This is a genomic window from Comamonas suwonensis, from assembly GCF_012844455.2.
Classification (GTDB): Bacteria; Pseudomonadota; Gammaproteobacteria; order Burkholderiales; family Burkholderiaceae_C; genus Comamonas; species Comamonas suwonensis.
Genome location: NZ_JABBCQ020000003.1, coordinates 208,614 through 227,627 on the forward strand (window position 1 = coordinate 208,614; position 19,014 = coordinate 227,627).

General features: G+C 59.5%; 15 protein-coding genes. 7 read left to right on the plus strand and 8 right to left on the minus strand.

Features of this window, described 5'->3' with window-relative positions; all coding sequences use genetic code 11:
- Positions 1 to 25 precede the first annotated feature (25 nt).
- Positions 26 to 1,060 carry an NrfD/PsrC family molybdoenzyme membrane anchor subunit gene (gene nrfD / locus HF327_RS04700; protein ID WP_169107137.1) on the minus strand — a complete coding sequence of 345 codons (1,035 nt, stop codon included), beginning with the start codon at positions 1,058 to 1,060 and terminating at the stop codon, positions 26 to 28.
- A 13-nt stretch (positions 1,061 to 1,073) separates the two neighbouring features.
- Positions 1,074 to 1,931, minus strand: a complete 858-nt coding sequence (gene dsrO / locus HF327_RS04705) for a sulfate reduction electron transfer complex DsrMKJOP subunit DsrO (RefSeq protein ID WP_169107138.1) — start codon at positions 1,929 to 1,931, stop codon at positions 1,074 to 1,076.
- A gap of 811 nt (positions 1,932 to 2,742) precedes the next feature.
- On the opposite strand from dsrO, the gene HF327_RS04710 reads away from it, so the two are divergent.
- The 3 genes from HF327_RS04710 to HF327_RS04720 are packed head-to-tail and all read left to right on the plus strand — an operon-like array spanning position 2,743 to position 3,843.
- Positions 2,743 to 3,054 (plus strand): glycine zipper domain-containing protein, encoded by a 312-nt coding sequence (locus HF327_RS04710; protein ID WP_099737002.1) that lies wholly within the window; start codon positions 2,743 to 2,745, stop codon positions 3,052 to 3,054.
- A 22-nt stretch (positions 3,055 to 3,076) separates the two neighbouring features.
- Entirely contained in the window at positions 3,077 to 3,472 is a 396-nt protein-coding gene (locus HF327_RS04715) for a phage holin family protein (RefSeq protein ID WP_169107139.1), read from the plus strand.
- A gap of 2 nt (positions 3,473 to 3,474) precedes the next feature.
- The gene (locus HF327_RS04720; RefSeq protein WP_169107140.1) at positions 3,475 to 3,843 is read left to right on the plus strand and encodes a hypothetical protein; all 369 of its coding nucleotides are present in this window, start codon (positions 3,475 to 3,477) and stop codon (positions 3,841 to 3,843) included.
- 92 nt (positions 3,844 to 3,935) lie between these two features.
- On the opposite strand, the gene HF327_RS04725 is transcribed toward HF327_RS04720, so the two are convergent.
- Positions 3,936 to 4,982, minus strand: a complete 1,047-nt coding sequence (locus HF327_RS04725; RefSeq protein WP_169107141.1) for a quinone-dependent dihydroorotate dehydrogenase — start codon at positions 4,980 to 4,982, stop codon at positions 3,936 to 3,938.
- A 34-nt stretch (positions 4,983 to 5,016) separates the two neighbouring features.
- Here HF327_RS04725 and rpiA point away from each other — a divergent pair, with 34 nt between their 5' ends.
- Positions 5,017 to 5,715 (plus strand): ribose-5-phosphate isomerase RpiA, encoded by a 699-nt coding sequence (rpiA, locus tag HF327_RS04730; RefSeq protein ID WP_169107142.1) that lies wholly within the window; start codon positions 5,017 to 5,019, stop codon positions 5,713 to 5,715.
- 142 nt (positions 5,716 to 5,857) lie between these two features.
- Here the strand turns inward: rpiA and HF327_RS04735 are convergent, their stop codons facing one another.
- The 5 genes from HF327_RS04735 to HF327_RS04755 form a co-directional block, all read right to left on the minus strand.
- Entirely contained in the window at positions 5,858 to 6,547 is a 690-nt protein-coding gene (locus HF327_RS04735) for a glutaredoxin domain-containing protein (RefSeq protein ID WP_169107143.1), read from the minus strand.
- Between the two features lie 199 nt (positions 6,548 to 6,746).
- Positions 6,747 to 8,798 (minus strand): M3 family metallopeptidase, encoded by a 2,052-nt coding sequence (locus tag HF327_RS04740; RefSeq protein ID WP_169107144.1) that lies wholly within the window; start codon positions 8,796 to 8,798, stop codon positions 6,747 to 6,749.
- 201 nt (positions 8,799 to 8,999) lie between these two features.
- On the minus strand, positions 9,000 to 9,854 hold the full coding sequence (folD, locus tag HF327_RS04745; protein WP_169107145.1) for a bifunctional methylenetetrahydrofolate dehydrogenase/methenyltetrahydrofolate cyclohydrolase FolD: 855 nt from the start codon (positions 9,852 to 9,854) through the stop codon (positions 9,000 to 9,002).
- 149 nt (positions 9,855 to 10,003) lie between these two features.
- Entirely contained in the window at positions 10,004 to 10,669 is a 666-nt protein-coding gene (locus tag HF327_RS04750) for a response regulator transcription factor (protein WP_169107146.1), read from the minus strand.
- A complete protein-coding gene (locus HF327_RS04755; protein WP_169107147.1) occupies positions 10,666 to 13,233 on the minus strand; it encodes a PAS domain-containing sensor histidine kinase in 2,568 nt (855 codons plus the stop codon). The genes HF327_RS04750 and HF327_RS04755 overlap by 4 nt, the downstream gene beginning before the upstream one ends.
- A 311-nt stretch (positions 13,234 to 13,544) precedes the next feature.
- Between HF327_RS04755 and aceE the strand changes: the two genes are divergently transcribed.
- The 3 genes from aceE to HF327_RS04770 all read left to right on the plus strand — a co-directional run bounded on the left by aceE (position 13,545) and on the right by HF327_RS04770 (position 18,947).
- Entirely contained in the window at positions 13,545 to 16,259 is a 2,715-nt protein-coding gene (gene aceE, locus HF327_RS04760; protein WP_169107148.1) for a pyruvate dehydrogenase (acetyl-transferring), homodimeric type, read from the plus strand.
- 18 nt (positions 16,260 to 16,277) lie between these two features.
- Positions 16,278 to 17,954, plus strand: a complete 1,677-nt coding sequence (gene aceF, locus HF327_RS04765) for a dihydrolipoyllysine-residue acetyltransferase (protein WP_169107149.1) — start codon at positions 16,278 to 16,280, stop codon at positions 17,952 to 17,954.
- Between the two features lie 117 nt (positions 17,955 to 18,071).
- Complete coding sequence (locus tag HF327_RS04770) at positions 18,072 to 18,947, plus strand: hypothetical protein (RefSeq protein ID WP_169107150.1); 876 nt, start codon at positions 18,072 to 18,074, stop codon at positions 18,945 to 18,947.
- Positions 18,948 to 19,014 lie beyond the last annotated feature (67 nt).

A 19,014-nucleotide genomic window follows, 5' to 3' on the forward strand; every position in this document is an offset into this window, starting at 1 on the left:
GGCCAATTTGGCTCGAATAATTGCTTTAAGCTGTGGCCTGGCGCTGGGGGAATAGCTCCAGCGCCCAGGTCGCGATGGCGACCAGTGCCACGCACAGGCCGGCGACGCCGACCATGCCCAGCAGGCCATCGCCGCCCAGCGGCATGCTATAGAGGTAAAGCCCCGCGCCGAATTTGGGCACGCCTTGCACACCCATGAAAAGCGCCCAGCGGAAGGCCCAGGCCGATGCGGCCAGCCCGGTGCCCAGCACCAGCGTGTAGCCCTTGGCAGACAGGCGGCGCTGGCCGCGCAGCAGCGCCACCAGCACAGCGGCACCAAACACGGCAGATCCCAGCATGGAGATGCGCCAGACCGGGAATTCCTGGAACAAGCGCACAGCCAGATCAAACGAAGGGCTGTGGCCAGCCATGCCGTAAATAGCCCAAGTCAGTGCAGAAACCACCAACGCCGTGGCCAGCACCAGACCGAGGTTGCGCAGGCCGTGCAGCGCCGCAAAGTCAGGCTGCAGCTTGATGGGCAGAAAGCGGTAGAGCACAAATGCCATGCCCACGGTGGCCAGCCAGCCGCTGAGCGCCAGGTTGATAGGCACCCACAGCGTGCTCCATAGAGGGCGCGAGCGCACCACCATCACTTCGGCACCGCTATAAAGCACGATGCTGAGCGTGGACAGCACCAGCAGCGGCACCAGGGCGCGCATGAGCTTGTGCTTGCCCAGCCACCACAGCGCGCACATCAGCACGCACAGGCCGACAAAGGTGGGCATCAAAATCGCGCCCAGACTCATCCACGACCACGGTGTGAGGTGAGCGTAGAAATGCCAGAAGCGCGCCGGCTGGTGCAAGTCGGCCAACAGGGCCACGGGCGCGGCAATCGCGCTCATGGTCAGTACCAGCACGGCGGTGGGCAGCAGGCGCTGGCGCAATCCGTTGGCCGGGCCAAACACGCAGACGGATGTGAGCAGAGCCGCACCCGTGGCGATGCCGACCAGAAAGAAATACTGCACGGCCCAGGGCAGCCAAGCGGCTTCATAGGCGGGGGTCAGGAGTTCAATGATTTGCATGAGAGGACTCCTTTCACAGATGGTCGGCAACCAAACGCACAGTGGCTTGGCCATCGACACCGTTGACGAACTCATCGGGCAGGCCGATGTAGAAGACATGGGGCTTGGTCTTCATCCCGGGTTTGAGGACCTTGATGTCAGCTTTGTGGGCATGGATGCGCTGGTTGATCTCGCTGTGCGCATCGTTGAGGTCACCGATGACCCGTGCTCCGCCCACACAGCTTTCCACACAGGCGGGCAGCAGACCGGCTTCAAGCCGGTGCTCGCAGAAGGTGCACTTGTCGGCGGTCTGCGTCTCGTGGTTGATGAAGCGCGCGTCGTACGGGCAGGCCTGTACGCAGTAGCCGCAGCCCACGCAGCGCTCGTTATCGACGAGAACAATGCCGTCGGTACGCTGGAACGTGGCTTGCACGGGGCATACGGGCACGCAAGGCGGCTCGTCGCAGTGGTTGCACAGGCGCGGTAGGCTGACCATGGCAGGCATCACTTCGCCGGGCTGGTCCACTTCGTATTGCAGAACGCTGGTGCGGAATTGGCCGATGGGCGGCTGGTTTTCGACCGAGCAACTCACGGTGCAAGCCTGGCAGCCAATGCATTTGCGCATATCGACCAGCATGCCAAAGCGCTTGCCCTCCATGCCGGGGCGGCGTGGCGGCTGGAATGTGGGATCACCCGGCAAGGCGGCGCGGGCGGTGCTGGCAATGCCAAAGCTGGTGGCCACAGCAATCAAATCCTGCAAAAAACCACGCTTGCTGGGTGCTGTCACGGCGCTTGCAGTTACACCCAGGCTGCTGGGTGTGGCGCTCGTGTTGCAGGCACAGCCTGTGCCGTTGCTGGAGCAGCCGGAAGATTCTTGGGGTTGAAGTGGCATGGCCCTTCCTTTCATCGTCTCACTAGCACCAGAACACTCTGGTGCTTATGCATTAATAAGTATTAAGTTAATACTTTTTATGCATTAATGACTATATGAATGAAGAGCGGTTGAGCGCTTGATATGTATCAAACTCGCTGTGAAAGAAGACTTCTTGAGAGGGAAGCGCTCGCAATCAAGCAATAACGGTTTCAAGCATGCAATTGATTAATTAATGAATAGTTAAGAAATGATGTGTTTTAAAGTGGAAATGCTGCCGCAGCCTGCTGTCTGGCTGGAATTAACACGTGGGCAAATTCCAGGAGATGTCAATCCAGCCTTGCTGCCGTTCCGAAACTAGGTGATCGCTATTTGCGCTCATGGCTGGTTCAGGGGACGAAAGCAGCCGCTTTCATGGAAAAGCACAACCTTGGTTCCATCTCCTCAGTTGTATTGCGAGTGGCATAACCTCCCGCGGTTTGAATGAAGGCGCTACTCAGCGATTTGCCTCTGGGGTCGCAGGCATGCGCTCAAACCTGTCTGCAGACGGGTAGTCTTTTCCTTGGCTCAAGCAGCATGATCGCTTTTACAGAAAAGGGATTCAAAAAACACCCATCACTGCTTGCATGTACGGGGCATCCCTGTAGTGCAGCAACTGCGCCCGTAACTGTCCGACACCAGACTTCGCGCGTGGGATGCTTTGAAGCTGTTGCTTTTATGTAAGATGGTCACATGCTGTGTTTGCAAGCGACGGTTTTTTCTTCGCTCGTCAGCTATCTGTGTACTGATACGTGCATGTGATATCCCAATTCGTCATATAGAAAGGTTCGATATGTCACGCTCTGTTTCCGACGCCGTTTCCCATGCTCAAGACGATCTGGAAAAGCTTGTCAGCGATTTGCGAGGTCTGCTGTCTGCCCGTGAACTGGACAAAATGCCTGAGATCAGTGCACTGCGTCAACGTATCGATGACAGCATGAACACAGTGCGCGATTCCGCTGTTCGTGCAGCCCAGGACGCCGCTCGCCAGGCCCGCGAAGCCGCCGATACGGCTGATCGCTATGCGCATGATGAACCTTGGCGTGTTGCCGGTGCAGCTCTGGCTGTAGGTGCTCTGCTGGGCTTTATGCTGGGCCGACGTTAAAAGGCGCTGATTTCAAGTGCCTGTGAATTTGACTTCGCTGCTGGGTCTGGACTCTCTGGTTGAGCGCTGCCGATTGAATCTGACTGAGGCGGCCATGGCCGCTGAAGATCGCGTCGATCTTGCCCATCTGGAATGGCGTCAGCACAAGCAGAGTCTCCAGACGCTGACTGTGCTCGCCATCGTTCTCGGTGCTTTGACGGTGGTTGTGCTCATGGTCCTGACGCTGGCTGTTCTGGTTCAGTTCTGGGATGGCGAACATCGCACTCTGGTGGCATGGCTGCTGGCGGGCGGTTGGGTCGTTATCTGGGCTTTGGGTTTGTGGCGATTGATGGCTGCAGTCAAGCAGCTGTCCAGCCCATTCAGACTGACCAGGCATGAGCTCAAGTCTGACTGGAAAGCGTTGAAGGAGAAGATCTGACCATGAATCCTTCTCCTGAACTGAAGCCTGCAGAGAGCCCCGTCAAGCCTGTGGGGCTGGATGCGGCACTGTGGGATGACGCATCGCCAGAGCAAAAACTGGTGCTGACTCGTATCTCGCGCCAGCGTGCTCGCATCAAGGCCCGTGCTTCTGCCAAGGCGCAGGCTGCAGCCTTGCGCCATACGCAGCCTGCGCAGGTTGACGGTGAGGCTTCGCTGCCAGAACGTTTGGTGAGCTTTGTGCGCCTGCACCCAATCGCCACGGCTGCAGCCGGTGCACTGTTGATGATGGTGGGGCCGCGCAAATTGATTCGCTGGGGCAGTGTGGCCCTGCCTTGGGTGATGAAGTTGCAGCAGCGAAGCCGCAGCTGATACACTTCCTCCTATCAAAATAGCCCGTCAGGCTCATGCTTGGCGGGCTATTTTTTTGTGCTTTGGCAGCAGTCTAGGCCGCTGCTTCCGGCTCAAGGCATGTGCGCAATGGCTTCGGCGGCTTCTTTCACCAGGTCCGGGCCGCGATAGATCAAGCCGCTGTAGATCTGCACCACGTCAGCACCTGCGCGGATTTTGCTCACGGCATCTGCGCCGCTCAAGATGCCGCCCACGCCGATGATGGGGTAGCGGCTGCCCAGGGCAGAGCGCAGCTGGCGAATGATCTGGTTGCTGGCTTCCAGCACGGGTGCGCCAGACAGGCCGCCAGCCTCTTCCGCATGCTGCAGACCTTTGACGGCTTCGCGGCTAATGGTGGTGTTGGTGGCAATGACGCCATCCATGTTGTGGCGCTGCAGCGTGGCGGCAATGACGCCGACCTGCTCTTCATCCAGATCAGGGGCGATTTTGACGAACACTGGCGTGCGCTTGCCGTGCTGGCTGGAGAGTTGCTCGCGGCGGTTGGCAATGGCGCCCAGCAAGGCATCCAGCGCGTCATCGCTTTGCAGCGCGCGCAGGTTCTTGGTGTTGGGCGAGCTGATGTTCACCGTCACGTAGTCTGCGTGGGGATAGACGCCATCCAGCGCCTTGATGTAGTCGCTGGTGGCTTCTTCAATCGGTGTGGTGGCGTTCTTGCCGATATTCAAGCCCAGCAGCATGGAGCCGCCGTTGGCGCGCACTTGCGAGCGGCGCACGTTGGCCAGAAACGCGTCCAGGCCTTCGTTGTTGAAACCCAGCCGGTTGATCAGCGCATTCTTCTCGGGGATGCGGAACATGCGCGGCTTGGGGTTGCCGGGCTGGGGGCGGGGCGTGACCGTACCCACTTCCACAAAGCCAAAGCCCATGGCGGCCAGCGCATCGATGCAGCGCGCGTTCTTGTCCAGGCCGGCGGCCATGCCGACGCGGTTGGGGAACTTGAGTCCGGCCAGCTCAATCGGGTCATGAACCAGAGGGCGTGCCCAGGCTTTTTGCAGCAGCGTGTTCTGACCCTTGGCCATGAAATTCATGGTGAAGTCGTGAGCGGCTTCGGGGTCCATGCCGAAAAGAAGTGGACGGGTCAGTGAGTAAGGAATAAGAGACATGGAGATAATCGCAGGATTATCTGGATTTTCCCTCATGACGACACCTGCTGCACCCCTTTCTCAAGATGAACTGAAAACTTTGGTTGGACAAGCCGCCCTGAAATATGTGGTAACTGGTGAAATTGTGGGCGTGGGCACAGGCTCCACGGTCAACAAGTTCATCGATGCTCTGGCGACGATCAAAGACCAAATTCCTGGCGCGGTCTCCAGCTCGGTGGCGAGCACCGAGCGACTGAAGGCACTGGGCATCACCGTGTTCGATGCCAATGAAGTGACGCGTCTGGCCGTGTATATCGATGGCGCTGACGAGATCGACGGCAAGGGCTATATGGTCAAGGGCGGCGGCGCTGCGCTGACGCGCGAGAAGATTGTGGCCGCGTTGGCTGATCGCTTTGTCTGCATTGCCGATGAGTCCAAACGCGTCGATGTGCTGGGCGACTTTCCTTTGCCCGTAGAAGTGATTCCCATGGCTGCTGCGCAGATTGCACGCCGTTTTGAAGCCATGGGCGCAGGCGTGACCGCGCAAATTCGCATGAAAGATGGCGCAGCGCTAGTGACTGATAACGGCCAGCACGTTCTGGATGTGCGCGGTTTGAAGGTGGCTGACCCGCTGGCGTTCGAGTCTGAAGTCAATCAGTGGCCCGGCGTGATCACCGTGGGTGTGTTTGCGCACCAGAAAGCGGCGGTTTGTCTGCTGGGTACGGCCCAAGGCGTGCAGACACTGGAGTATTAAGCTTTAGCGAAGTTTCTTCGCACATGAAAAAGAGCCACCTACATCATGCGGAAGGCTCTTTTTTATATGAAATGGATAGCTGCTTGCGCTTGATAGACAAGCGCTGCAGGCTTATTTCATTGAAATGAAAGTGTTGGGTGTATCAGAAGCGCAGGCCTGCAGGGTTGTTCTGCGTGGAGACACCCGGTGCTGCAGCGGCAGGTTCGCGTACAGCTGGGCGTTCGGCAGTTTTTTGCGGCTCGGCAGCAACGGTGGGGACTGTCAAGGGTTTGGCTGCGGCAGCTTTATAGGTTTTCGGCAGTTGTGACTGGGCAGGGTAACCTGCAGCATTCAGGTACTGGGTCCAGCTATCAGGGCCAAAGCCTTTGAGGTGCTGGTTGCCGATGGTGGCAAAGGGCAGACTGTCCTGGCCGCTGAGCTTTTTGAGAGCGGTGACATCGCTGCTGGTGTCAATCGTGCGTTCACCATAAGGAACGCCACGGCTTTGCAGAAAGCTGCGTGCTTCGTCGCAAGGCAAGCAGTCCTTGCCGGTATAGATCATGACCGGGTAGCGACTGGCGGTCTGGCGCAGTTCATAGGGCAATTGGGCGTTGGCCGGGGCGCTGCTTTCCGCGCTACCTGTGGTTTCTGCGCTGGCTTTGGCGTTGCTATTGACGGCGCGATCAGAGTAGGTGACTCGGCCATCGGGGCCTACAGAGCGATACAGGTTTTGTGCATGGCTGACGCTACTGGCCATTGCGGCGCATGCAGTGAGAAACAAAACTGGCAGCAGTGCTGGACTTTGCGATGAAAATTTTTTGAGCAAGGGCAATGCAATCAAGGGACGTGACATTTCAGTCCTGAAAAATAGAGTGTGGGAGCGGCGCAAGCACCAGTAAACGGAGCATAGCGTGGACCGGCAGCGAAAGCAGCGCAAGAGGGCGTGCGTTGGGTGGCGGATCCCTTGCCTGAGTCAGTGTTTGTCAGCATTGTCCATGAATCGGGCATAAAAAAGCGCCCCGGCGGGGCGCTCGTCTGAAATGCGCTGAGACTCAGGCGGTCTGGCTCATGCCTTGATGGCGCAGCAGCGCATCAATCTGTGGCTCGCGGCCGCGGAAGGCTTTGAATGATTCCATGGCAGGGCGGCTGCCGCCGGCTTCCAGAATCGACTCGCGGTATTTGCGGCCGGTTTCGGGGTTGGGCGTGCCATCGGCCAGTGCAGTTTCTTCAAACGCCGCGTAGGCATCGGCGCTCAGCACTTCGGCCCATTTGTAGCTGTAGTAGCCCGCAGCGTAGCCGCCCGCAAAGATATGGCTGAAGGTATTAGCCATGCGGTTGTAGGCAGGGGACGGCAGCACCGCAATTTCAGCGCGAACTTGGTTCAGCAGCGCCATGAAGTCGTCCGCAGGGTTGTGCTCGGTGTGCAGCAGCATGTCGAACAGTGAGAACTCGATCTGGCGCAGGGTCTGCATGCCGGACTGGAAGTTCTTGGCCGCAATCATCTTGTCGTACAGCGTGCGGGGCAGGGCCTCACCGGTATCGACATGGGCCGTCATGTGCTTGAGCACATCCCATTCCCAGCAGAAGTTTTCCATGAACTGGCTGGGTAGCTCGACGGCATCCCACTCCACACCGGCAATACCGGAGACATCGCGCTCGTTCACTTGCGTGAGCATGTGGTGCAGGCCGTGGCCGGTTTCATGGAAGAGGGTGATCACGTCGTCGTGCGTGAGCAGGGCGGGCTTGCCATCCACACCGGCCGCAAAATTGCAGACCAGATGGGCCACAGGCGTTTGCAGCTGGTGGTTGTCGGGGCGCAACCAGCGAGTGCGCACATCGTCCATCCACGCGCCGCCACGCTTGCCCTTGCGGGCTTGTGGGTCCAGGTAGAACTGGCCAACCAGTTGTGGGCCTTGGGGCGTGCTGCGTTCGATGCGGTAGAACTCTACGCAGGGGTGCCACACAGGGGCGGTGTCTGGTCGAATGGAGACTTCAAACAGCGTCTCCACAATCTTGAACAGGCCCGCCAGCACCTTGGGTGCGGGGAAGTACTGCTTGAGTTCCTGCTCGCTGAAGGAATAGCGCGCTTCCTTGAGCTTTTCACCAATAAAGGCCCAGTCCCAGGGCTGAGGATCCGTAATGCCCAGCTCGGCTTTGGCAAAGGCACGCAGGTCCGCCACGTCTTTTTCGGCGTAGGGGCGGGCGCGCTGGCCCAGGTCGCGCAGAAAGTCTATGACTTGCTTGGGTGAGTCGGCCATCTTGGTAACCACAGAGACTTCACCGAAATTCTGGTAGCCCAGCAGCTGCGATTCTTCGAGGCGCAGCGCCAGAATTTCTTGCATGACGGCTGTGTTGTCGAAGCGCTTGCCATCGCCTTCGGCCTGATCGGAGGCACGGGTCACATAGGCGTGATAGAGCTTCTCGCGCAATGCGCTGCTCTTGGCGAACTGCATCACGGGCAGATAGCTTGGCATCTTCAGCGTGAGCTTGTAGCCCTCTTTGCCATCCGCTTCAGCGGCGGCCTTGGCGGCTGCAATCACGTCGGCAGGCACGCCGTCCAGCTCGTCGGCTGCGGCGTAGTAGGCAAAGGCATCGGTCGCATCCAGCGCGTTTTCGCTGAATTTTTGCGCCAGTTCGGCAGAGCGTGCCTGAATGGCTGCGAAGCGCTCCTTGTCCGCGCCTTGCAACTCCGCGCCTGAAAGCACAAAGCCGCGCATGGCGTGATCCCAGGCCGCGCGCTGCTCTTTGTTCAGGTTGTTGGCGTCAATGGCTTTGTACTTGGCGTACAGGCGTTCGTCGGCACCCAGATTGGTCCAGAACTCTGTGACCTTGGGCAGGGCCTCGTTGTAGGCGGCGCGCAGCTCGGGGGTATCGGCCACGCTGTTGAGGTGGTTCACGGCAGACCAGGCCGTGCCCAGCTTCTCGGTCGCTACATCCAGCACGGCCGAGATGGCTTCCCACTGTGCCGGGAAATCCGGTGCGACAACGCTCTCCAGAGCCTCGCTGGCGCGTGCCAGCAAGGTGTCGATGGCGGGCGTCACATCCGCAGGTTGAATGCGGTCAAACAAGGGCAGGGAGGAGGATTCGAGAAGTGGATTGCTCATGCTGTATTAGGTGCCGGCAAGGTCGGGAAAATCAAGCGCTGCCATGGCAATATTTGCTATGGCAGTGATAGCGTCAGCCTGCGGTCAGTAGCGCGCTCCGCTGGCTTTCAGCCAGAGACAACGAAGAAGGGCTGCCCCCGCACCGAGTTGTCCTCCCCTCCCGCGAAGCGACAGAGAGGTGGCAAAGCCGCTCAGTGGGTGTCAGCGCGCAGCGCGTTCCGCAGACTCCATGGTGTTGACCAGCAACATGGTAATCGTCATGGGGCCAACACCACCGGGGACGGGGGTGATATAGCCGGCAACTTCCTTGACACCATTGAAGTCCACGTCGCCGCAGAGCTTGCCTTCGGCATTGCGGTTCATGCCCACATCGATCACCACGGCGCCGGGCTTGACCATGTTGGCGGTCAGCACGTCCACCTTGCCGACGGCGGCCACGATGACGTCGGCCTGGCGGGTCATAGCGGCCAGATCAGCAGTGCCGCTGTGGGTGATGGTGACGGTGGCGTTGGCGGCCAGCAGCATCATGGCCATGGGCTTGCCCACGATGTTGGAGCGGCCAATGACCACAGCGTGCTTGCCGCGCAGGTCCTTCATGCCGATGGATTCCAGCATCTTCATGCAGCCGTAGGGGGTGCAGGCCTTGAAGCCGACTTCGCCTACCATCAACGCGCCGGCGCTGGCCACGTGGAAACCGTCCACATCCTTGGCGGGGGAGATGGTTTCGATGACCTTGTGATCGTCGATGTGCTTGGGCAAGGGCAGCTGCACCAGAATGCCGTGAATGCTGGGGTCGTTATTCAGCGCTTCCACGCGGGCCAGCAGCTCGGCTTCGGTCATGGATGCATCGTACTTTTCCAGCACGGAATGAAAGCCCACGTCTTCGCAGGCCTTGACCTTGTTGCGCACATAGACCTGAGAGGCCTGGTTGTCGCCCAACAGAATCACTGCCAGACCGGGCGTGCTGCCCTTGGTCTTGAGTGCGGCCGCGCGGGTGGCGACTTCCTTGCGCAGTTGTTCGGAGAGAAGCTTGCCGTCGATGATTTGGGCTGTCATTGCTAGATTACCAATAAAAAATGCTGCTAGCCCTTGATTTACAAGCACTAGCAGCTATCAGAATAGGAGTTGGCTAAAGCGGTTGGGCCTGGCCAGTGCTCCTTGGATTATCTCGCGATTGGAGTGGCCTCCAATTTCGCGGGTAGCACTTAATTCACAGCGGCCGCTGCGGCAGCTGCAGCCTTGGCGGCGGCGCTGGTCTGGCCTTGACCCAGGGCGATCTTGAGCAGATCGGCCACGGTGTTGGCGTTGAGCTTTTCCATGATGTTGGCGCGGTGCGCTTCAACGGTCTTGATGGAGATGCCCAGATCATCGGCGATCTGCTTGTTCAGGCGGCCGGCGACGATGCGCTCCAGCACCTGCGCTTCACGGCCGGTGAGCTTGGCCAGCAGCGCGTCGCGGCTGGCGGCTTGCTGATGGCCTGTAAAGGCTTCACGGGCGTGGTTGAGCATGCGCTCGACCAGACCCAGCAGCTCTTCTTCGTTGAAAGGCTTCTGGATAAAGTCCAGTGCGCCCTTTTTCATGGTGTCCACGGCCATGGGCACATCGCCGTGACCGGTGATGAAGACGATAGGCAGGGGGGACTTGCGCTCAATCAGGCGATCTTGCAGCTCCAGACCGCTCATGCCACCCATGCGGATGTCCACGATCAAGCAGGCAACTTCGCGCGGGTCATAGCGCGACAAAAAGGTCTCGGCGGAGTCAAAGCAACGCACACGGTAATCCTTGCCTTCCAGCAGCCACTGCAGGGAATCACGAACCGCTTCGTCATCGTCAACTACGTAAACAGTGCCTTTTTTGGGTATCAAACTCATGCAATGGTCCTCTTTATGGGTTCGCTTGTCGTGGTGAGTGTTGTCGTCTCCACCCCCGTTGCCAGTGGTAACCAGAAAGAAAACCGGCAACCAGTGACCTCAGAACCATTGTAGAGGTTCTCTGCGCGCATTCGGCCGTGATGGGACTCGACAATCGAGCGGCACAGATTCAGGCCAATGCCCATGCCTTCGCTCTTGGTGGAGAAGAAGGCTTCAAACAAGTGTTCAAGCACTTCGGGCGGCAGGCCCTTGCCTGTGTCTTCCACAGTGAATTCAACGCCCTGATGGTTCTCAAAAAGCTGGGGGCGAACACGCAGTTCCACATTGCGCTGACCCAGCGGGCGGTCAGACATATCAATAGACTCAGCACTGTTTTTCATCAAATTGATGAGAACCTGCTCGATCAGGATGGCATCCACCATCAGGGGCGGCATGCGCTCGGCGATATGGGAGGTGAGCTGCACATTGCGGCGGCGCAGCTCAATGCCAGCCAGCTCCAGCGCTTCGCTGATCATCTGCGAGACATCTGCCAGCATGCGGTTGGGTTCGCTCTTTTTCACAAAGGAGCGAATGCGCTGAATGATCTGCCCGGCGCGCTGCGCCTGGTGAGAGGTTTTCTCGAGCGCAAACCGCATTTGATCGGGCGTCAGCGTGCCGTTTTCAAGGCGGGTCAGCATGCCGGAGCTGTAGTTGCTGATGGCGGTCAGCGGCTGGTTCAGCTCGTGTGCCACGCTGGAGGCCATCTCGCCCATGGTGATGAGCCGACTGGCGGTCTGGGCTTTTTCGGCCTGCTGGGCGGCTTGATCTTCGGCGTTGCGGCGCTGGGTGATGTCGGTGGCAATCACCATCTGGGCCAGGCGGCCGTCCACCCAGCTCAGGTAGCGCGAGCGCACTTCCAGCCATTTGCCCAGGCTGGGCACAAAAATCTCGGCGTTTTCGCTGCGCGTTTCTGTGAGGGTGCCTGTGGGCAGGCCCATCAGCCCATCTTCGTTTTCGGCTGCAGGTTGTTGGCGAAGCGGCAGTTTGCCGGCCTGTGCCACCAGTTGCAGATGACCTTCGGTGTGCGAACCAAACCACTGGCGATAGAGCTTGTTGGCAAAAAGTAGCTCGGCACTGCCCAGGGGTGCTACAGAAACAGAAGCATCCAGCGCTTCCAACACAATGGTAAAACGCTCATACGATGCGGAAAGCTGTTCGCGGATGCGGTTGGGCTCGGTAATGTCCGTCATGGACGACATCCAGCCCGTGTGCTGGCCGTGCGCATCAATCAGGGGGGAGACATACAGGCGCGCATCAAACAGGCTGCCGTTCTTGCGTTTGACGCGCACCTGAAAGCCGCCCACGATGGTTTTGCCCGACAGTTCTTCGCGCAACTGCGAGTGCAGATTGTCGTAGTCGTTATCAGGCCAGTAAGAGTAGGGCGGGACCTGGCCGACCAGGTCTTTCTCTGTCCAGCCCGTCATCTGGCAGAACGCGGCATTCACATAGGTGATGCGGCCTTGCAGGTCCAGTGCACGCATGCCGGTCAGTACCGAGTTTTCCATGGCGCGGCGGAAGTTGGTCTCGGCCACCAAGGCCTCTTGCGCGCGCTGGCGGCGACGGGTGTGGCGCCAGGTGGCCAACAGCAGCCACGCCGTCATGGTCGAAAGCGTGCCCACCAGCCAGAACAGGCCGCTGCCGACCACGCCCAGCGAGGTTTGATAGGCCTGCGCACGCATCATCAAGGAGTTGCCGACGGGGGAGACGGGAACTTCGTATTCATTGGCCAGGGCGCGCCAGTGCAGCAGCTCCGTAGGCGTCTTGCGCGGCGATAGTGGCGTGCCGGCCAGCACATGTCTGTCGCCATCCAGCATGGTGATGGCATAGCGGGCCAGCACTTCGGTGGGTGTGCCGTAGCGCAGCAGGCTATCCACCGAAAACTCGGCCAGCAGCTCCCCCTGATAGCGGCTGTTATTGCTAATGGGCACATGCAGCTGCAGCAGCGGCGGCAATTCATTGGGCTGCACCTTTTCCTGCACATAAATGGGCTGCAGCATCTCGCGCGCCTGTTCGTAGGCTTGCAGGGTCTGGCCAGGATGCAAGGTTTCGCCAACCACGCGCAGCTGGTCAGTGCTGACCGTGGGGGCGGACTGGCTGTGCAGTATCTGGCGCTTGTCGTTGATCCAGGTGATGGACTGCAGCTCGGGGAACTGGCTGATCAGCGCTTCGCTGCGGCCATCAAAATCTGCCTTGCGTACATCGCGGGTGCCGATGTCGCGGGCCATGCGCATCAGCTGCTCCTGGCGCTCAAGCAGGCGCAGGCGCACGCGTTGCTGGGCATATTCCACGTCGCGGCGCAGCGCTTCGTGTTCGCGGTCCACCTCTTCCGTGCGCAAGTACCAGAACGAGGCAATGATTGCAGCCATGAACATCAGCACCGATGCCAGCGGCGCCAGAGCCGCGTAGCGATCTTGCCGGGTGGGCGACAGGCTGCGCCACCAGCTGCGCCACCAGCGAACAGGGGCAGCAATGGATTGCGCGCTCTTTGCGTCCTTTTTTTCTAGCTCTTGATTGCTTGTTTGCATGCTGCCAGTGTAGGGGAGAGACCCAGTGGGTTTTGCGAGTATTCCTGTCGCTGAAAAGACAATTTCCTAGGCCTTCCCTGTATGTGCATTTGCAACATTTTTTTATATAGTGAAATCACAAAGCACGATTTGAAATTTAAAAAAAATGTGCGAAACTCTGCGGCGATCGACACAGTGAATCGGTTTAATCCGGGGAGCACCCGAAGGTGCTGTGCCACGCGTTATGCGGTGTGGTGCCAACTACACCCGCGTGATGCCGCACTCACTGATTCGGTGACAAAAGCTACCCCCTCTCGAAGGAGACACTCACAATGACAGCTCAGACTGATCCCAAAGGCGCTGGCTTGCCCGCCGGCCTGGACCAACAAGAATCGCGCGAGTGGATGGATGCCCTCTCTGCGGTGATCGACCGCGAAGGTGCAGACTACGCTCACAAGCTGATCGAAGATTTGCTTGAACACGCTCGTCAGAACAGCGTGGACATGCCTTTCTCGGCGAACACAGGCTACGTGAACACCATCGAAGTCGACCAGGAAGCCAAGTGCCCTGGCAACCTCGAGATCGAAGGCCGCCTGCGCGCCTACATGCGCTGGAACGCCATGGCCATGGTGGTCAAGGCCAACCGCCTGCACCCCGCTGACGGTGGTGACCTGGGTGGTCACATCGGCTCCTTTGCTTCGCTGGCCAATATGTTTGCGGCCGGCTTCAACCACTTCTGGCACGCCGAGAACGAAAACCACGGTGGCGACTGTCTGTACATCCAGGGCCACGTGTCGCCCGGCATTTATGCCCGCGCCTACCTGGAAGGCCGCATCTCCGAAGAGCAGTTGCTGAACTTCCGCCAGGAAGTGGACGGTAAGGGTCTGTCGAGCTACCCCCACCCCAAGCTGATGCCCGACTTCTGGCAGTTCCCCACGGTGTCCATGGGCCTGGGCCCACTGATGGCCATCTACCAGGCGCGCTTCCTGAAGTACCTGCACGCACGCGGCATTGCCAACACTGAAAACCGCAAGGTCTGGGTGTTCTGCGGCGACGGTGAAATGGACGAAGTGGAATCCCTGGGTGCGATCGGCCTGGCCGCTCGTGAAAAGCTGGACAACCTGGTCTTCGTGATCAACTGCAACCTGCAGCGCCTGGATGGCCCTGTGCGCGGCAACGGCAAGATCATTCAGGAGCTGGAAGGTGAATTCCGCGGTTCCGGCTGGAACGTGATCAAGCTGATCTGGGGCAAGGGCTGGGACGAGCTGCTGGCCAAGGACAAGGACGGCGTGCTCAAGAAGATCATGATGGAGTGCAACGACGGTGACTATCAGGCCATGAAGGCCAACGATGGTGCTTACGTTCGCCAGCATTTCTTTGGCCGCGATCCTCGCGCTCTGAAGATGGTCGAGCATATGTCCGACGACGAAATCTGGAACCTGCGCCGTGGTGGTCACGATTCGCAGAAGGTCTACGCTGCTTTCAAGGAAGCCAACACTGCACAAGGTCAGCCTACCGTGCTGCTGGTCAAGACCGTCAAGGGCTTTGGCATGGGCAAGATTGGCGAAGGCAAGAACAACGTTCACCAGACCAAGAAGCTGAGCGACGAGGATATCAAGGCCTTCCGCGACCGTTTCAACATCCCAATCCCCGACAGCCAGATCGCGGATATCCCCTTCTACAAGCCGGCCGACGACACGCCGGAAATGAAGTACCTGCACGAGCGCCGCAAGGCTCTGGGTGGCTACCTGCCACACCGCCGTCAGGAAGCCGACGAGAAGTTCACCGCTCCTGCGCTGGACACCTTCAAGGCGATTCTGGAACCCACACCCGAAGGCCGTGAAATCTCCACGACCCAGGCTTATGTGCGTTTCCTGACGCAGCTGCTGCGCGACAAGAACATCGGCCCCCGCGTGGTGCCAATCCTGGTGGACGAAGCCCGTACCTTTGGTATGGAAGGCCTGTTCCGTCAGATCGGTATCTACAACCCCGCTGGTCAGCAGTACACCCCGGTCGACAAGGACCAGGTCATGTACTACCGCGAGGACAAGGCTGGTCAGATTCTGCAAGAAGGCATCAACGAAGCCGGCGGCATGTCCAGCTGGATCGCTGCGGCCACCAGCTACAGCCATAGCAACCGGGTCATGATCCCGTTCTATGTGTACTACTCGATGTTCGGCTTCCAGCGCATTGGCGATCTGGCCTGGGCAGCGGGCGACCTGCAAGCGCGCGGCTTCCTGCTGGGCGGCACATCGGGCCGTACCACACTGAACGGCGAAGGCCTGCAGCACGAAGATGGTCACAGCCACATTCTGGCCAACACCATTCCTAACTGCGTGACTTACGACCCCACCTTCGCTCACGAAGTGGCCGTGATCATGCAAGACGGTCTGCGCCGCATGGTGCAGAACCAGGAAAACATCTTCTACTACATCACCCTGCTGAACGAAAACTATCCCATGCCTGGCCTCGAAGCCGGCACGGAAGAGCAGATCCTCAAGGGCATGTACATGGTCAAGCCTGGCCAGAAGGTGCCTGACAGCGGTCTGCGCGTTCAACTGCTGGGCTCCGGCACCATCCTGCGCGAATCGTTCTTCGCACAAGAACTGCTGGAAAAGGACTGGGGCGTTGCGGCCGACGTCTGGAGCTGCCCATCCTTCAACGAACTGACCCGCGAAGGTCAGGACGTCGATCGCTTCAACATGTTGCACCCACTGGAAGCCGCCAAGGTTCCATTCGTGGCACAGCAACTGGCGGCTCACCCCGGTCCAGTCGTTGCTTCGACCGACTACATGAAGGCTTACGCCGAGCAGATCCGTCCTTACATGCCCAAGGGCCGCACCTACAAGGTGCTGGGTACCGATGGTTTCGGTCGTTCCGACTTCCGTTCGAAGCTGCGCGAGCACTTCGAAATCAACCGTCACTACATCGTCATCGCTGCACTGCGCGGCCTGGCTGATGAAGGCAAGATCAACGCGACGACTGTGGCCGAAGCGATCAAGAAGTACGGTATCAACACCGACAAGATCAACCCGCTGCACGCCTAAGAACGGGAGATATCGAACATGGCATTGACAGACATCAAAGTCCCCGACATTGGCGACTTCTCCGAAGTTGGCGTGATCGAAGTGCTGGTCAAGGTGGGTGACACCATCAAGGTCGAGCAGTCCCTGTTGACCGTGGAATCCGACAAGGCTTCCATGGAGATCCCTTCGAGCCACGCTGGCGTGGTCAAGGAGATCAAGGTCGCTCTGGGCGACAAGGTCAAGGAAGGCTCCGTGATCGTGGTGCTGGAAACCGCGGAAGCGGCTCCTGCTCCAGCAGCTGCTGCTGCGGCCCCCGTGGCTGCTGCACCTGCACCCGTGGCCGCCGCTCCTGTAGCAGCTGCTCCGGTCGCTGCAGCGCCTGCCGCCTCGTCCACCGTGGACCTGAAGATTCCCGATATCGGTGATTTCAAGGACGTGGCTGTGATTGAAATGCTGGTCAAGGTGGGCGACACCGTGGCCGTTGAGCAATCACTGTTCACCGTGGAGTCCGACAAGGCTTCGATGGAGATCCCATCGCCTTCGGCCGGCACCATCACGGCGCTGAGCATCAAGCTGGGCGACACCGTCAATATCGGTGACGTTGTGGGTCAGATCACGGTGCAAGGCGCGGCTCCTGCAGCAGCTCCTGTGCAGGCAGCGGCTCCTGCCGCTGCTGCGGTTGCCGCCCCTGTGGCTGCTCCAGTTGCTGCAGCCCCCGTGGCCGCCGCTCCAGTGGCTGCTCCAGCGCACAACCCCACGGTTGCGCCTTCGGGCAAGCTGCCCCACGCATCGCCTTCGGTGCGCAAGTTCGCTCGTGAACTGGGCGTGCCTCTGGCGGAAGTCAAGGGTTCGGGCCAAAAGGGCCGTATCACGGCTGACGACATTCAAGCCTTCACCAAGTCGGTGATGGCCGGTGCCGTGCAGACCCTGGCTCAGCAAGCCACAGCGCCCAAGTCTTCCGGCGGCAACGTCGGTGGCCTGGAAGTGCTGGCCTGGCCCAAGGTCGACTTCGCCAAGTTCGGTCCGGTGGAACGCAAGGATCTGTCGCGCATCAAGAAGATCTCGGGCGCCAACCTGCACCGCAACTGGGTGATGATTCCCCACGTCACCAACAATGACCTGGCCGACATCACCGAGCTGGAAGCCTTCCGCGTCTCGACCAATGCCGAAAGCGCAAAGGCCAAGAGCGATGTCAAGGTCACCATGCTGGCTTTCGTCATCAAGGCACTGGTTGCTGCACTCAAGAAGTTCCCTGAGTTCAACACCAGCCTCGACGGCGACACCCTGGTCTACAAGCAGTACTTCAACATCGGTTTTGCCGCTGACACGCCCAACGGTCTCGTTGTGCCCGTGCTCAAGGATGCCGACAAGAAGGGCATCATGCAGATCAGCCAGGAAATGGGCGAGCTGGCCAAGAAGGCCCGCGACGGCAAGCTCGGTGCAGCCGATATGCAAGGCGGTTGCATGTCCATCTCGTCGCTGGGCGGCATTGGTGGCACCCACTTCACACCTATCGTGAACGCCCCTGAAGTGGCGATTCTGGGTCTGTCCAAGGGCCAGATGACTCCCGTGTGGGATGGCAAGCAATTTGTGCCCCGCCTGATGCTGCCGCTGAGCCTGTCGTACGACCACCGCGTCATCGACGGCGCGCTGGCTGCACGCTTCAACGCCTATCTGGGCGCCGTGCTGGCGGATTACCGCCGCATCCTGCTGTAAGTCAGAGCAAGAGCAGGCCGGTTTTGAAAGAAATCGGCCTGTAGCGCATATAAATCATGCGCAAGCTGCTATCAAAACTGATGCGCTTGCGCTTCACCTTACTGCCTTGTGAGTGAGATGAAGAACCTGAGACAGCACCCCATCGAGCATGTGCGCGGCGTCATCCCCGGCATCCGGCCTTTTCCGGATGTGGCGGAGGTGTTTGCCGAGCCGGTCAACAAGTACGCGCGGCATTTTCTGCCGCTGGTAACGATTGACCTCGCGCTGCTGGATGACGCCTGGAGCGGGCCGATTCATCTCATCGCCCCCTGCGAGCCCTATGACGGGCGCGTGGGGGAGTGGGGTGGTGAGGAGTTTGGTAATGCGCTGCTCAAGCCTGACTGGCTGGCTTTCAAGCTGAACGACGACGGCAAGTACGAGCTGCTGGGTGACTGGCGCTACTTCATGCTGGAGCAGGAGCGTGCCGACTGGGCTGAAAAAAAGCACAGCTGGCGCGAAGTGCGGGACATGCACCGTGACCTGGTCAAACGCGGCGTAGAGCCACCGTTTGCGCTCGATCACGAAGCCCGGTATTCGTGGAACGACATCATGGAGCTGCACTACGCGCTTCAGCATGCGATCTATGAGCAGGCCAGGCAGGACTTTCTGGCCAACGGCTGGAATGCTGCCAAGCCCTGGGGTGACGCTGCTGAAGTTGCCAAGCTGCCCTTGTATGAGCTAGGCACGGATTGTTATGACTCCACTTCGGGTCGCTATCTGCTCGGCGTGCTGGGCGGGCCTGCGTGGGGCGGTAACTGGAGCAATCTGACCAACCCGCTGCTCAGTGACATTGGTACGGATGACGGCATTCACCCCATCCACCCGGAAACGGACGCTGCATTCGAGTTCATCACCAGCACCTATGCCAACGAGTTCACCGGCAGCGACTGCGAAATTCTGCTGTTCTTCGAGCCCGAAAGCCGCACCGTACTGCTGACGTTTGACTGGAGCTGAGGCGCAAGCCCCGTCTTCAGACCGAGACAGACCCGAGACAACCCGTTTGAGCTGCCTGTAGCGTCAG